Genomic DNA, 14,705 nt, shown 5'->3' on the forward strand with positions numbered 1-14,705 from the left:
AATGCATGGAGCTGACCAGTACTAATCGGTCGAGGGCTTATCCAATAGCAAGTTTTGATCGCGTAAATTTCGTTTCGAATCTAGTTTTCAGAGAACAACACTCTGAATGAAGTGAAAATCGGTACATCACAGAATGTGTGTATGGTTTTCAGTTCCAAATGAATGGAAGAAGCTATGCTTCGACCAATCGCGTTTGGTGGCGATGGCGGAGGGGTTCCACACGTACCCATCCCGAACACGACCGTTAAGCCCTCTAGCGCCGATGGTACTTGGACCGCAGGGTCCTGGGAGAGTAGGACGCCGCCAAGCAAAGAACCACTGCCGATGATGTTCGGTGGTGGTTTTTATTTTATATTTATGATTCAGGAGATGTGAATGTTACATCTCTTGTTTGACTTTAAAGGGAACCTCTGAGACACTCAAATGTAAGAAAAGGGTTCAAGCGGCCCTTTGTACAGAAAGGACTTACATTAGAAGAAAAAGAGGTGCAGGTTAATATGGAAATTCGCAAATTAACGATCGACGATTATGAGGCGTGTATGGCGCTTTCCGAGTATGCATTTCAATTTAAATTAACAGAGGATCAGTTGGAGAAGCGTCGCCGGGATTTTGCTAGGCATAATGTATTGGGTGTTTATGCGGACGGTCAGGTTGGAGCCAAACTTCAGATTATTCCTTTTCAGACGTATATCCACGGAAGGTCTTTTGAAATGGGTGGAATTGCAGGTGTAGCCACTTGGCCGGAGTACAGACGTAAGGGATGGGTAGCAGGGTTGCTGAAATACGCACTAGAAGAAATGAATCGGAATAAACAAAGTGTATCTTTCCTGCATCCGTTTTCGTTTTCCTTTTATCGAAAGTATGGCTGGGAAACCTATGTTGAATATAAGAAATACAGATTGTCTACAGCAGAGCTGCCGGCCAAGCAGCTGACACCAGGCACGATCAAACGTGGAAATGCTGAGCTTGTCGAATTGAAGCAGGTGTATGATGCTTATGCATCGCGCTATAATGGGACTATGAATCGTGATGATACGTGGTGGGAACATTCAGTTTATGTCAAAAAAGGTAGCCAGCGAGCTGTTTACTATGATGAAGCAGGAGCACCGCAAGGTTATATATTCTACGAAGTCAAGGAAAGTAAATTCACCATTGGAGAAATGATTCATCTGAATGAAGAAGCGAGACAAGGGCTGTGGACGTTCATTGCCAATCACGATTCCATGATTGATGAAGTAACTTTACAAGCACCTGCAAGTGACTTGCTTTCATTTCAACTGGACAATCCACGAATTGGGCAAGAGGTAGTGCCTTACTTTATGGCAAGAATTGTGAGCGTGGAGCAGTTTATTTCGCAGTACCCTTTTGCAAGTCAGGACTCACCCTTACAGATTTGGCTTGAAGTTGAAGATTCACACGCTCCATGGAACGAAGGCGTATGGGAATTAAACGTGGCTATGAACGGAACCGCTTCAATATGGAAAAAGGCTAAATCCGATGATGAGGGTTCGCTGAATCAGCCGATTCGTCTTAGTATTCAATCCCTCTCAGCCGTGTTAATGGGTTATCGCAGACCGGCAGAGTTGGCACAGATCGGTAGAATGGAAGGGCCGGTGAGCGCAATCCAAGCGCTGGAAAAGGCAGTTCCGGAGCGTGAAACCTACTTGCTTGATTTCTTTTGAGCAACAGTCCATATCGAAAACGACTTCATTCGAACAGATACGAAGCGTAATTGGAAGCAATCAAAACTTCTCCCGATGTCCGGGAGAGGTTTTTTTGTGTCAGGCGAATATTTCGTGTAAAATCGTAAAAAATGAATAGTGCCCCCACTTGGCAAAACAGTAAAATATGCTATAATGTATATAAAGTCAAAGAAAGTCAAAGTCAACTCAAGGTTAAATCAGCATGATTCTAATTTTGAATATGTGCTATTTATTTTTACCTGCGATATGATTTTAAGCTTTCTTACTGCTCTCTGATGAAAAGGACCGTAAGTTGGAACATGTCATTGGAAGATCAAGGGGATATTCAAGGACCTTCGTGCTTCCTTTGTTCCCCTGTTTAACACTTAAGATAGCAAGATTCGCTGTTTCTCTGAGTGGTTAAATGGGTGGAGAAGGTGTACTCTGTGGGGGCGTGTGGTCCTTATTGACTTAACGTTTCAGACAGTGGAGGATGATTGGATGCGTAATATCTCTGATATTATTGAACGATATCTGAAGGGTATTTTGCATGAAAGTCCCGAAGGAATGATTGAAATTCAGCGTAATGATCTGGCAGATCAGTTTTCATGTGTACCTTCCCAGATCAATTATGTCATCAGCACTCGTTTCACTCTTGAAAAAGGGTATCTCGTCGAGAGTAAACGTGGGGGTGGTGGGTATGTTCGTATACAACGCATTGAATTACCTGCCCAATCCGCCCTGCACAACCATCTGCATCACAGTATTGGTGACGAGATTGGACAGACTGCTGCGGAAGGCTTGATTTATCAACTGGAAGAAGCGCGTTTCTTAAGTAAGCGGGAAGCCGGGTTGATGCGTGCGGCTGTGTCGAGAGAGGTTCTTATGGTCAAACTTCCTTACCGGGATCAAATTCGTGCCAGAATGTTGAAGGCAATGCTAATATCTTTGCTCGGTAAATGAAAACTATCGGGATCAAAGGAGGTACATCTATATGCTGTGCCAAGAATGTAATAAACGTCCGGCTACACTTCATTTCACTAAAATTGTAAATGGAGAGAAGACGGAATTCCATATTTGTGAATCATGCGCCCGTGAGAAGGGGGAGATGATTCCTGGAACAGCAGGAGGATTTTCCATTCACAACCTGCTATCAGGAATACTTGATTTTGATCCGGCAGGCAAAAGTTCAGGTGCTGCTCCTGCTAAAACGCTACAATGTGAAGAATGTGGCATGACGTATGCCCAGTTCAGCAAAGTTGGCCGTTTTGGCTGTAGCTCCTGTTATAAATACTTTGACAGCCGTCTGGACCCTTTGTTCAAGCGAGTGCATGGTAGTACATCGCATGTAGGTAAAGTTCCTGCCAGAGCAGGCGGGCGTATTAAGGTGAAACGGCAAATTGCCGATCTGAAGCAAAGTCTGCAGCAGAGCATTGCTCAAGAAGAGTTCGAAGAGGCCGCTCAGATTCGTGACCAGATTCGGGAACTTGAAAAAGAAATAGCTCAAGAGTAAAGTTTGTCATAAGTAGGAGGGAAGCATGATGCCTAATCTGCGTTTTACAGAGAAGGCGCTCAGTGACTGGATGCGCAGTGAAGCTGCCGATTCAGAGATCGTGATCAGCAGCCGTGTCCGGATTGCGCGTAACCTTCAGCATATCCCGTTTCCAATGCTGGCTTCGGATGAGCAATCGGAAGAGGTGCTGAATAAGCTGAGCGAAGTACTTCAGTACGATGACGTACACGCCTTTGGTGATTTTACTACACTCGATCTGATCGATATTGACGAACTCGACAAGCGTGTGCTGGTGGAAAAACATCTGATTAGTCCGAGTCTGGCAAATGAATCGACCAACGGAGCCGTGATCCTTAGTGAGGATGAATCAGTAAGCATTATGATTAATGAGGAGGATCATCTGCGTATCCAGTGCCTCTATCCGGGGTTCCAAGTGAAAGAAGCTTGGGAGAAAGCTTCCGCTATAGATGATGCTTTTGAAGCGCACGTGGATTATGCGTTTGATGATCGAAGAGGGTATCTGACCAGTTGCCCAACGAATGTTGGGACGGGTGTCAGGGCATCTGTTATGATGCACCTTCCCGCATTGGTCATGACACAGCAGATCGGCCGTATTCTCAGTGCCGTGTCCCAAGTGGGATTAACGGTTCGAGGGATTTATGGAGAGGGTAGCGAGGCGATGGGCAACTTGTTCCAGATTTCCAATCAGATTACACTTGGACAGACGGAGCAAGAAGTGATCGATAACCTCCACGGTGTTGTTTTACAGATGATTGGTCATGAGCGTACCGCAAGAGAACGGCTCATTACCGATTCCAGACTGCGTATTACGGATCGAGTGATGCGTTCCTACGGGATTTTGTCCCATGCAGCGATTGTAGACACGAAGGAAGCGGCGCAACGTTTGTCGGATGTGCGGCTTGGCTTAGATCTTGGGTTGTTGGAAGGATTATCGATTCCAGTGATGAATGAGTTGAATGTGATGACTCAGCCAGGATTTTTACAAAAAACGTTTGGGGATATGCGTACGGATGAGCGTGACATCTACCGTGCTCAGTTAATTCGTGATACCATCAATGCAACTAAAAGTTCTGGGTAAACCTTCCTTGATCATGACTATGGGTTTCATGCCGCATCTGCGGCTTTTATATAATAAGGTTTCCATCTAGAATGAAGTTACCAATGATTTTATTCGCAGCATGGCTGCAAACAAAAGTGATATGAAGAATACGAAGGGGTATCCGATTCGAATGGAATCCCTCGTTTTATCCAAAACCATGGAGGTGCAGGAGATATGATGTTTGGAAGATTTACGGAACGGGCCCAAAAGGTGCTCGCACTCGCGCAGGAAGAAGCTGTCCGTCTCGGTCACAATAACATCGGTACGGAGCATATTTTGCTCGGCCTCATTCGTGAAGGTGAAGGCATTGCTGCCAAAGCACTGATCGGCCTGGGACTCGGATTGGAAAAAATTCAGGATGAAGTAGAAACGCTGATTGGCCGTGGCCAAGAGCAACCTACGAACATTGCATATACGCCACGTGCGAAAAAAGTAATTGAATTGTCGATGGATGAGGCCCGTAAACTCGGTCACACCTATGTTGGCACAGAACATATTCTTCTCGGATTGATCCGTGAAGGTGAAGGGGTTGCGGCACGTGTGCTCAATAACCTTGGCATCAGCTTGAACAAAGCGCGTCAGCAAGTACTGCAATTGCTTGGTAGCAGTGAAGCTGTTTCCAGCCACAACGGCACACCTGCCAATGTGAGCACACCAACACTGGACAGCCTCGCTCGTGATTTGACGGCCTATGCCAGAGAGAATAACCTTGACCCGGTTATTGGCCGTAGCAAGGAAATTGAGCGTGTTATTCAGGTATTGAGTCGTCGTACCAAAAATAACCCGGTATTGATCGGTGAACCGGGTGTAGGTAAAACAGCAATTGCTGAGGGGCTTGCCCAGAAAATTATTGCAAACGAAATTCCCGAAACATTGCGTGATAAACGTGTAATGACACTGGATATGGGTTCGGTTGTTGCTGGAACCAAATATCGCGGTGAGTTCGAGGATCGATTGAAAAAAATCATGGATGAAATTCGCCAGGCGGGCAACATTGTCCTGTTCATTGATGAGCTGCACACACTGATTGGTGCAGGTGGCGCAGAAGGCGCGATTGATGCATCGAACATTTTGAAACCAGCTCTTGCTCGGGGTGAATTGCAGTGCATCGGTGCAACAACACTGGATGAGTACCGCAAATATATCGAGAAGGATGCTGCGCTAGAGCGTCGTTTCCAACCGATTACAGTAGATCAACCATCACCGGAAGAAGCTATTCAAATTTTGCATGGTCTGCGTGATCGTTACGAAGCGCATCACCGTGTGAAAATTACGGATGAAGCGATTGTGCAAGCCGTCAAATTGTCGGATCGTTATATCACAGATCGTTTCTTGCCGGACAAAGCGATCGACTTGATCGATGAAGCAGGATCAAAAGTAAGATTGAACTCCTATACGATTCCGCCAAACCTGAAACAACTGGAGAGCCGTCTGGAAGATATCCGTAAGGAAAAAGACGCCGCGGTTCAGAGTCAAGAGTTCGAGAAGGCAGCGGCACTGCGTGATACGGAACAAAAAATTCGTGAAGAGCTCGATACAACGAAAAATCAATGGAAAGAAAAGCAAGGCCGTACCGATTCCGAAGTCACTCCAGAGGATATCGCTCAAGTCGTAGCCAACTGGACAGGAATTCCGGTGAACAAGCTGAAAGAAGAAGAGACACAACGTTTGATGACTTTGGAGTCCATTCTTCATGAACGTGTAATCGGTCAGGATGAAGCAGTTAAATCGGTCAGCCGTGCCGTTCGCCGTGCACGTGCAGGACTTAAAGATCCGAAACGTCCGATGGGTTCATTCATCTTCCTTGGTCCAACCGGTGTAGGTAAAACCGAGCTGGCTCGTGCACTCGCTGAAGCGATGTTTGGTGATGAAAATGCCGTAATCCGGATTGATATGTCCGAGTATGGTGAGAAACACTCCACGGCACGACTGGTTGGAGCGCCTCCAGGTTATGTTGGATATGAAGAAGGCGGTCAGTTGACAGAGAAAGTTCGTCGCAAACCGTACTCCGTGGTCCTGTTGGATGAAGTGGAAAAAGCTCACCCAGAAGTATTCAACATTTTGCTGCAAGTGCTTGAGGATGGTCGTTTGACGGATTCCAAAGGCCGTGTTGTTGACTTCCGTAATACACTAATCATCCTGACATCCAACGTGGGTGCAGAAGCGATCAAACGTAATTCCACTCTTGGCTTCACAGCTGTGGTGGATGCAGGAGCAGATTACGATAATATGAAGGGCAAAGTGATGGATGAGCTGAAGAAAAGCTTCCGTCCTGAGTTCTTGAACCGGATCGATGAAATCATCGTATTCCACTCTCTCGAAGAGAAACACATCGCTGAGATTGTAACTCTTATGAGCGAGGATCTACGCAAACGTCTTAATGAATACGAGGTTGATTTTGAACTCACAGATAACGCTAAAGCCTTCTTGGCGAAAGCTGGCTTTGATCCTGCTTACGGTGCACGCCCACTTCGCCGGGCAATCCAGAAGCACATTGAAGATAAATTGTCTGAAGAGTTGCTTACAGGTAATGTGACCAAAGGGGATTCCTTACTCATCGACGAAGAGAATGGTGCATTGTCTGTAACGAAAAAGGAAGCAGTAGTTCCATCCAATGAGGAGATTGAAACGAAATAAATGTGACGTATGTGGCTGAATGAATTCAGGTAGACGCATATGTAGAACTTCCCTGGCTTTGGCCGGGGAGGTTTTTTCGTATGTGCGGGTATATAAAGGGGATGTGTGAAGATTTGATTGAGATGAAGCGATGTTGATGAGGAACATGTGTAAAGTTTGCGATAATCCTTTACGAAAAATCTCAAACAATGGTAAACTTTTAGTAACCCTGTATGTCAGGGCAATGAGTAAATTTTGTCGAATAATGCAAAATGCTGCTAAAATAAAAAATCAATAGGAGTGCTGAAGTGGCCAAAGTAAAAACCAAGTTTCAATGTACGGAATGTGGCTATGAAGCCCCCAAATGGTACGGAAAATGTCCTGGCTGTCAGTCCTGGAATTCGATGATAGAGGAAACTGAAACGGTAGTCAAAACACAAGGGAGAAATTCTCCTCTGTTTGACAGTAAAGATAAACCGCTTCCTATCATAGATATAGATAGCGGTCAGGAGCCGCGTGTACAGACTGGAATTGGGGAACTGAACCGTGTATTGGGCGGCGGCATTGTGCCAGGTTCGCTAGTTCTGGTGGGGGGCGACCCGGGGATTGGAAAATCAACGTTGATGTTACAGACGTCTCATGCGCTGACTCATTCGGGGTTGCGAGTGTTATACGTGTCCGGAGAAGAATCTGTGAAACAAACAAAATTGCGCGCAGACCGCCTCGGTGCACTGTCGCCGGAATTGTATGTGCTGTGTGAAACCAATATGGAACGGGTAGAGGAAGCGGTGGATCAGATCCAGCCGCATTTTCTTGTCATCGACTCCATTCAGACAGTCTATCTGCCCGAAGTTACCAGTGCACCAGGAAGCGTAGCACAGGTAAGGGAATGTACGTCCAGGTTTATGCGGATTGCCAAAGGACGGGGCATTGCAACGGTTCTTGTAGGGCATGTTACCAAAGAAGGTGCCATTGCCGGGCCGCGTATGCTGGAGCATATGGTGGACTGTGTGCTTTATTTCGAAGGAGAGCGGCATCATACGTATCGTCTCCTTCGTGCGGTGAAGAACCGTTTCGGTTCCACTAACGAGATTGGCATATTTGAAATGGGGGAAGATGGTCTTCGGGAAGTCGGTAATCCCTCCGAGTTATTTTTATCTGAACGTCCGCTTGGGGTAGCTGGGTCTACCGTTGTGGCGAGTATGGAGGGTACACGGCCATTGCTGGTGGAGTTGCAGGCCTTGATTTCCACGACACACTTCCCTTCTCCTCGGAGGATGGCAACAGGTATCGATCATCATCGGCTAAATTTGATTATAGCGGTTCTTGAAAAACGCATGGGTATGTTCCTGCAGACACAGGATGCCTATCTGAACGTAGCTGGCGGGGTAAGGCTGGATGAGCCCGCGGTCGATCTGGCTGTGGCCGTTAGTATTGCCTCCAGCTTGAGAGATGTGCCAACCAAGCCGGATGATGTCATCTTTGGCGAGATTGGCCTCACCGGTGAAGTTCGTGCCGTATCCAGGGCAGAACAACGTGTGAAAGAAGCCGCGAAGCTGGGCTTCAAACGAGTTATTTTACCAGAAAAAAGCTTAAAGGGCTGGAAACATCCTCGCGGGATACAACTGATCGGTGTGAATACCGTGGCAGATGCACTAGCGGTTGCTTTAGATTAGGGGGCATAACAAGATGAAGGATTCAAGCCAACTGGACAATATGAATGATTTGTTAAGGCTGATCGCACCAGGTACACCTTTCCGCGAAGGTCTGGAAAATGTGCTGCGCGCCAAGACGGGCGCACTGCTTGTTGTAGGATACAGCCCTGAAGTAATGGAAGTAGTGGATGGGGGATTTTCGATTAACTGTGATTTCTCCCCGAACTACCTGTATGAGCTTGCCAAAATGGACGGAGCCATTATTCTGAGTGAGGATTTGAAGCGGATTTTGTATGCCAACACACAACTGATTCCAGACTCATCCATCTCTTCCTCAGAGACGGGCATTCGTCACCGGACCGCAGAGCGAGTGGCAAAACAAACCGGTAAGCTGGTGGTTTCCATCTCACAGCGCCGGAACATTATTACCCTGTACCAGGGAACCCTTCGATATTCGCTTAAGGAAATCGGGGTTATTTTGACCAAAGCCAATCAGGCTATTCAAACGCTCGAGAAGTATAAAGCCGTCTTGAAACAATCTCTTACGAATCTGAGTGCTTCCGAATTTGAGGAACTCGTTACGATTCCCGAGGTGGTTAACGTTATTCAGCGTACTGAAATGGTGCTGCGGATCAAAACCGAGATTGAACGATACATCGATGAGCTAGGTAATGAAGGAAGGCTCATTTCGATGCAAATGGAAGAACTCGTGGGTACTACAGAGGAAGAAGCGTGGTTGCTGTATAAAGACTATGCTCGTGATGACAGTGATGACAAGATTCGTGAAATTATCTTGGGCTTAAAAAGGTTGTCGGACGATGAATTGCTTGATGCACATCATATTGTACGATTGCTTGGTTACCCTTCATCTGCGGCAACTTCTGAAGATTCGGTTGCCCCACGCGGATATCGGGTATTAAATAAGATCCCTCGTCTGCCTAATGTGATTATTCATAACCTGGTGGATCAGTTTGAGCAATTACCTCATGTCATCATGGCAACGATTGAAGAACTCGATGAAGTGGACGGTATTGGTGAGGTTCGTGCCCGTACCATCAAGGAAGGTCTCAAACGTCTGCAAGAGCAGATGTTTATTGACAGACAGATGTAGGGATCGTTTATAACGGCTTTTAATGGATGAGGTGAAACAACATGTTAACCAGATTCATTCCAAATCTTTTTACCTTAGGTAATCTGTTTCTGGGTATGCTGGCCATTTTGCTGGCGATTAACGGAAAGTACAGCTCGGCCGCGATTATGGTTATCGTTGCAATGCTGCTCGACGGTCTGGATGGACGGGTGGCAAGAGCGCTGAATGCACAAAGTGAATTCGGCAAGGAGCTTGATTCCCTATCGGATATGGTTTCGTTTGGTGCGGCGCCTGCATTGATTATTTTTATGGTGTCCTTCCAAGATTCCATGCCGATCTTTGCCTGGATCGCTACGGCCGGCTTTCCGATCTGTGGTGCGATTCGTTTGGCGAGATTTAACGTTCGTCCAGGCATTCCGGGGTATTTCACAGGCTTGCCTATTCCTGCTGCCGGTGGTGTGCTGGCAACGCTCTCCCTATTTCACAAGGATATTGGGCCCATCAGCATGATGATTGCTACGTTACTGTTGTCTTATCTGATGGTCAGCTCACTGAAATATCCCAATTTCAAAAAAGTCGGACTGCCTCGCAAGGCGATCTGGATCGCCCCGTGGGTTGTGTTGCTTGCGGTTGCGCTGGCTGTTCTTTTCCCGGACCAACTCTCCAAGCTGATTTTTATTCCACTTGTGTTATATGCCCTATATGGCATGAGACACAGTGTGAGAACTGCTGCTTCTCGTAATCGTGCCAAAAAACGCAAGGACAGGAAATCATCGCGTTCTTCCGATAATTAGAAAGGGTAGGGTACTTAAGTACCCGCCACTCGGCAAAATCTAATACCCTAATGAGTTCGAAAATATAAAAAGCACGTACATTTCCTAAAAAGGAGTGTACGTGCTTTTTGTTTGTATTCTTTGATCTATGACCAAGTAACGAAAGACGGATTAGCTAAGACAGATTAAACATCCCAAGCGTCGAACATTTCTGTGATTCGTGATTCACGACCTCTTCCATGTTGATGTCCAGCAGATTGCAGAGTGCAGACATATAGAACAGGTTCCGCCCCAACTCGGAGCTGATCACCTCTTTGCAATTCTCACACAATTCACCTTCCACATGCGTTTCCAGCAGGCCCTTGGCTTGAGAGATATCACTCTCGGGGGCGTATTTCTGTTTGGTGGCGTGCAGCTCAATGCAGCCGCATTCGGTAATGGCTTTGGACACAGCGCGGTTAACAGAGGCTCCGGCTTGTCCCGTTTTGGACAGTACATCAATCAGGCTGCGATGGCGCAGCAACAGTTCGGAAACTTGATCCTGAAAAGCCTGTAAACTTAGCGTACTCATTTTGCCACTCACCTCGGGATATGAATTGAATTCATTATATGCCAATAAAAGTATTACTTTCAACTGACGAATGCAAGATTTCCAAAAACTTCATGCTGACGCGATTAGCTTTTCAATAATTGGATCATACTGGATATGAAAATGAAGAAAGATTTGAGGAGGTGCAGGAACTCATGTGGAGAAAAGGCATTTTAACTTTTACTGGATTGTGCGGCGCATGGTTCGGCTACACGGCTTATCATCTGGCAGGCAAGTCCATTCCTTGGATGGCTGAATGGATTCAATCAGCAGGACTGCTGGGTGCAGGCGTATCAACACTGCTGGGAGCAGTACTGTTCATGTCCGTATGTACGATCGGCGGAACAATGATGGCAAACCGTTTGAACAGTGGTATTGATTCTTTAGCAAGAATTCCTATGAATGAGCTAGCTGCTGGCGCGGCAGGTATCTTGGCTGGACTACTCGCAGCATTACTGCTGTATCCTTGTCTGGCTTGGCTCGGAACCGCAGGAGAGGTGCTGCAAGTGGCCCTCACGGTGGTTGCTGCATATTCGGGTTACAGCTTGGCTATGGCCAAGAAAGACGATCTGGCGGCATTCTGGAAGTCAGGACGGTGGGGGCACCCTGAGCCCGAAGAGCAGCGAAGAATGGAAGAACATAAAATTTTGGACACCAGCGTCATTATTGATGGCAGAATCGCAGATATCTGCAAGACCGGATTTATCGAAGGCACGATTGTTATCCCAGAATTTGTACTGGAAGAGTTGCAGCATATTGCAGATTCATCGGATCTGCTCAAGCGTAACCGCGGGCGCCGTGGACTGGACATTTTGAACAAAATCCAGAAGGAGCTTGATGTACAGGTGTTGATCTACGAAGGCGATTTTGAGGAAATCTCCGAGGTAGACAGCAAACTGGTCAAGCTTGCTAAAGTATTGCAAGGCAAAGTTGTCACCAACGACTTTAACCTGAATAAGGTCTGTGAGCTCCAGGGGGTATCCGTGCTCAACATCAATGATTTGGCGAACGCGGTGAAACCAGTTGTACTTCCGGGGGAAGAGATTATGGTGCAGATTATCAAGGACGGCAAGGAGCATGGACAAGGCGTAGCTTATCTGGATGATGGAACGATGATTGTGGTGGAAGGCGGGCGCGAGTATATCGGCATGATGATGGAAGTTCTCGTGACCAGCGTATTGCAGACGTCTGCGGGTCGAATGATTTTTGCCAAGCCGAAACTGTTGGAAAAAGCCCAATAAAAGCGGTATGATGGGTAGTGTATCGTTGTACGATGATGGATATCGAAGCAGATATGAATTGTTGCCCAGCGATAAACTGACAGACAAGGCAGGGATTGCGGCATGGATAAAGGGTGGGGCGTTGTCATTGTGGCGGCAGGCCGGGGGACCCGAATGGGAACGACCGAGAGCAAACAATTTTTGCTGCTACAGGACAAGCCCGTTTTCATACATACGCTTGAAGTATTTGCGGCTTTGGACGAGATCCGTGAGATCATTCTGGTTACAGGTGCTGCTGATGTTGAACGATGCCTGAAATGGGTAAAAGAACACCAGTTGGATTCGCGTGTCCGCGTAATCCCCGGAGGGAAAGAGAGACAGCATTCGGTCCATGAAGGCCTTAAGGCGCTTGGCACGGATGGGGTACTTGTTCACGACGGGGTACGTCCTTTTGTGACCCGTGAGCAGATCAGAGAATGTATGGCCGCATCCGCATCAGGTGAGGGCGCTGTTCTCGCTGTGCCGGTGAAGGATACGATTAAACAAGTTAATGCGGAAGGTATGGTTACAGCGACGCCGGATCGCAGCAGTCTGTGGAGCATTCAAACCCCGCAGGCTTTTCGTCTTTCTTCCCTGCTGGAAGCATACGAATCTGCGGAACGTGATGGGTTTCTGGGGACGGATGATGCCATGCTGGCTGAGCGCCAGGGAATGTCGGTTAAGGTTGTGAAAGGCAGTTATACCAACATTAAACTAACGACACCGGAAGATTTACAGTATGCCGCGTTTTGGCTTGAGGGAGTGAAGAAGCGATGATACGTGTAGGACAAGGATTTGACGTGCACCAGTTGGTTGAAGGTAGACCGTGTATTATTGGCGGGGTAACAATTCCTTATGAAAAAGGGCTGCTGGGTCACTCGGACGCAGACGTGCTGCTGCATGCGATCAGCGATGCTATTCTTGGCGCGCTGGCACTTGGGGATATCGGCAAGCATTTCCCGGACACCGATCCGGAATTCAAGGATGCTGACAGCTTGAAATTACTCGAGCACGTATGGCAACTTGTGAAGGATCGTGGCTATAAGCTTGGTAATATCGATTCAACGATTATTGCCCAGAAGCCTAAGATGGCACCGTATATCCCGCAGATGGCTGAGGTAATTGCCAAAGCACTGGAAGCGGAAGTGACACAAGTGAACGTGAAGGCAACGACAACCGAGCAACTGGGGTTTCCTGGACGGGGAGAGGGAATTGCAGCCCAATCCGTTGTATGCCTGGTACGTGTGTGATATTATCAATCAATTAGAGACGGAGGGGATCATATGAGCACAGAAATTCGGGTGCGCTACGCACCAAGCCCAACGGGACACCTGCATATCGGGAACGCTCGCACGGCGCTGTTTAACTACTTGTATGCCAAACATAATAACGGAAAATTTATCATTCGTATCGAAGATACGGACGTAAAACGGAACATTGCGGGCGGAGAAGAAAGTCAGCTGAAATACTTGAAATGGCTCGGCATCGAGTGGGATGAGAGTATTGATGTAGGCGGAGACTACGGGCCGTACCGTCAGACGGAGCGTCTGGATCTGTATCGCAGATACACGCAAGAACTGCTGGACAAAGGTCTGGCTTATCGTTGTTACTGCACGGAAGAAGAACTCGAACAGGAGCGCGAAGAGCAGTCGGCCCGTGGAGAGACCCCGCGTTACTCCGGCAAACATCGTGACCTGACACCAGAGCAGATTGAGGCATTTGAAGCGGAAGGCCGCGTGGCGAGCATTCGTTTCCGTGTACCGGCAGACCGCACTTATACATTCAACGATATGGTTAAAGGCACAATCTCGTTCAACAGCAAGGAATCAGGCGACTTTGTCATTGTGAAAAAGGACGGCATTCCCACGTACAACTATGCCGTTGCCGTGGACGATCACTTGATGAAGATCTCCCATGTATTGCGCGGGGAAGATCATATCTCCAATACGCCACGTCAGCTGATGATCTATGAAGCGCTCGGCTGGGAGCCGCCGCAATTCGGTCATATGACGCTGATCGTGAACGAAAATCACAAAAAACTGAGTAAACGCGATGAATCCGTGATTCAGTTTATTGAGCAATATGATCAACTCGGCTATCTGCCAGAAGCAATGTTTAACTTCATCTCCCTGCTTGGCTGGTCCCCAGAAGGAGAAGAAGAAATCTTCTCACAAGAGCAGTTGATCTCCATCTTTGATACGAAGCGTCTATCCAAGAGCCCGGCCGTATTCGATACACATAAGCTGGCGCACTTGAATAACCATTACATCAAAAATGCGGACCCTGCACGAGTTGCCGAGATGGCTATTCCGCATCTGCAAAAAGCAGGACGTCTCCCTGCGGAGCTGTCATCTGAACAAAAAGAGTGGGCATATACGCTCGTACATCTCTATCAGGAGCAAATGAAT

At 47.3% G+C, this 14,705-nt stretch carries 13 protein-coding genes and 1 rRNA gene; 13 read left to right on the forward strand and 1 reads right to left on the reverse strand.

Features of this window, described 5'->3' with window-relative positions; genetic code table 11:
• Positions 1–192 precede the first annotated feature (192 nt).
• The 9 genes from rrf (at position 193) to pssA (ending at position 10,470) form a co-directional block, all read left to right on the forward strand.
• Positions 193–309: ribosomal RNA gene (gene rrf, locus EC604_RS29180) — 5S ribosomal RNA — on the forward strand.
• 188 nt (positions 310–497) lie between these two features.
• Positions 498–1,682 carry a GNAT family N-acetyltransferase gene (locus EC604_RS29185; protein WP_123067447.1) on the forward strand — a complete coding sequence of 395 codons (1,185 nt, stop codon included), beginning with the start codon at positions 498–500 and terminating at the stop codon, positions 1,680–1,682.
• Between the two features lie 501 nt (positions 1,683–2,183).
• The gene (locus tag EC604_RS29190) at positions 2,184–2,645 is read left to right on the forward strand and encodes a CtsR family transcriptional regulator (protein WP_090924702.1); all 462 of its coding nucleotides are present in this window, start codon (positions 2,184–2,186) and stop codon (positions 2,643–2,645) included.
• Between the two features lie 31 nt (positions 2,646–2,676).
• Positions 2,677–3,195 (forward strand): UvrB/UvrC motif-containing protein, encoded by a 519-nt coding sequence (locus EC604_RS29195; protein WP_123067448.1) that lies wholly within the window; start codon positions 2,677–2,679, stop codon positions 3,193–3,195.
• Positions 3,196–3,223: 28 nt separating this feature from the next.
• Positions 3,224–4,294: a protein arginine kinase gene (locus EC604_RS29200; protein ID WP_123067449.1), complete on the forward strand. Its 1,071-nt coding sequence runs from the start codon at positions 3,224–3,226 to the stop codon at positions 4,292–4,294.
• A gap of 195 nt (positions 4,295–4,489) precedes the next feature.
• A complete protein-coding gene (locus EC604_RS29205) occupies positions 4,490–6,952 on the forward strand; it encodes an ATP-dependent Clp protease ATP-binding subunit (RefSeq protein WP_123067450.1) in 2,463 nt (820 codons plus the stop codon).
• Between the two features lie 287 nt (positions 6,953–7,239).
• The gene (gene radA, locus EC604_RS29210) at positions 7,240–8,607 is read left to right on the forward strand and encodes a DNA repair protein RadA (RefSeq protein WP_123067451.1); all 1,368 of its coding nucleotides are present in this window, start codon (positions 7,240–7,242) and stop codon (positions 8,605–8,607) included.
• Between the two features lie 13 nt (positions 8,608–8,620).
• Positions 8,621–9,697: a DNA integrity scanning diadenylate cyclase DisA gene (gene disA / locus EC604_RS29215; RefSeq protein ID WP_123067452.1), complete on the forward strand. Its 1,077-nt coding sequence runs from the start codon at positions 8,621–8,623 to the stop codon at positions 9,695–9,697.
• Positions 9,698–9,738: 41 nt separating this feature from the next.
• Positions 9,739–10,470, forward strand: a complete 732-nt coding sequence (gene pssA, locus EC604_RS29220; protein WP_123067453.1) for a CDP-diacylglycerol--serine O-phosphatidyltransferase — start codon at positions 9,739–9,741, stop codon at positions 10,468–10,470.
• 154 nt (positions 10,471–10,624) lie between these two features.
• Here pssA and EC604_RS29225 read toward each other — a convergent pair whose 3' ends face one another.
• A complete protein-coding gene (locus EC604_RS29225) occupies positions 10,625–11,020 on the reverse strand; it encodes a DUF1573 domain-containing protein (protein ID WP_090924695.1) in 396 nt (131 codons plus the stop codon).
• Positions 11,021–11,193: 173 nt separating this feature from the next.
• On the opposite strand from EC604_RS29225, the gene EC604_RS29230 reads away from it, so the two are divergent.
• The 4 genes from EC604_RS29230 to gltX all read left to right on the forward strand — a co-directional run.
• Positions 11,194–12,279, forward strand: coding sequence for a PIN/TRAM domain-containing protein (locus tag EC604_RS29230; protein WP_123067454.1), 1,086 nt, complete (start codon positions 11,194–11,196; stop codon positions 12,277–12,279).
• A gap of 102 nt (positions 12,280–12,381) precedes the next feature.
• The gene (gene ispD / locus EC604_RS29235; RefSeq protein ID WP_123067455.1) at positions 12,382–13,074 is read left to right on the forward strand and encodes a 2-C-methyl-D-erythritol 4-phosphate cytidylyltransferase; all 693 of its coding nucleotides are present in this window, start codon (positions 12,382–12,384) and stop codon (positions 13,072–13,074) included.
• Positions 13,071–13,547, forward strand: a complete 477-nt coding sequence (gene ispF / locus EC604_RS29240; protein ID WP_123067456.1) for a 2-C-methyl-D-erythritol 2,4-cyclodiphosphate synthase — start codon at positions 13,071–13,073, stop codon at positions 13,545–13,547. Before ispD ends, ispF begins: the two co-directional genes overlap by 4 nt.
• Before the next feature lie 33 nt (positions 13,548–13,580).
• The coding region (gene gltX, locus EC604_RS29245) for a glutamate--tRNA ligase (RefSeq protein WP_123067457.1) at positions 13,581–14,705 on the forward strand (1,125 nt) is incomplete at its 3' end.

Origin of the sequence: Paenibacillus amylolyticus (assembly GCF_003719335.1) — a bacterium.
Classification (GTDB): domain Bacteria; phylum Bacillota; class Bacilli; order Paenibacillales; family Paenibacillaceae; genus Paenibacillus; species Paenibacillus amylolyticus_D.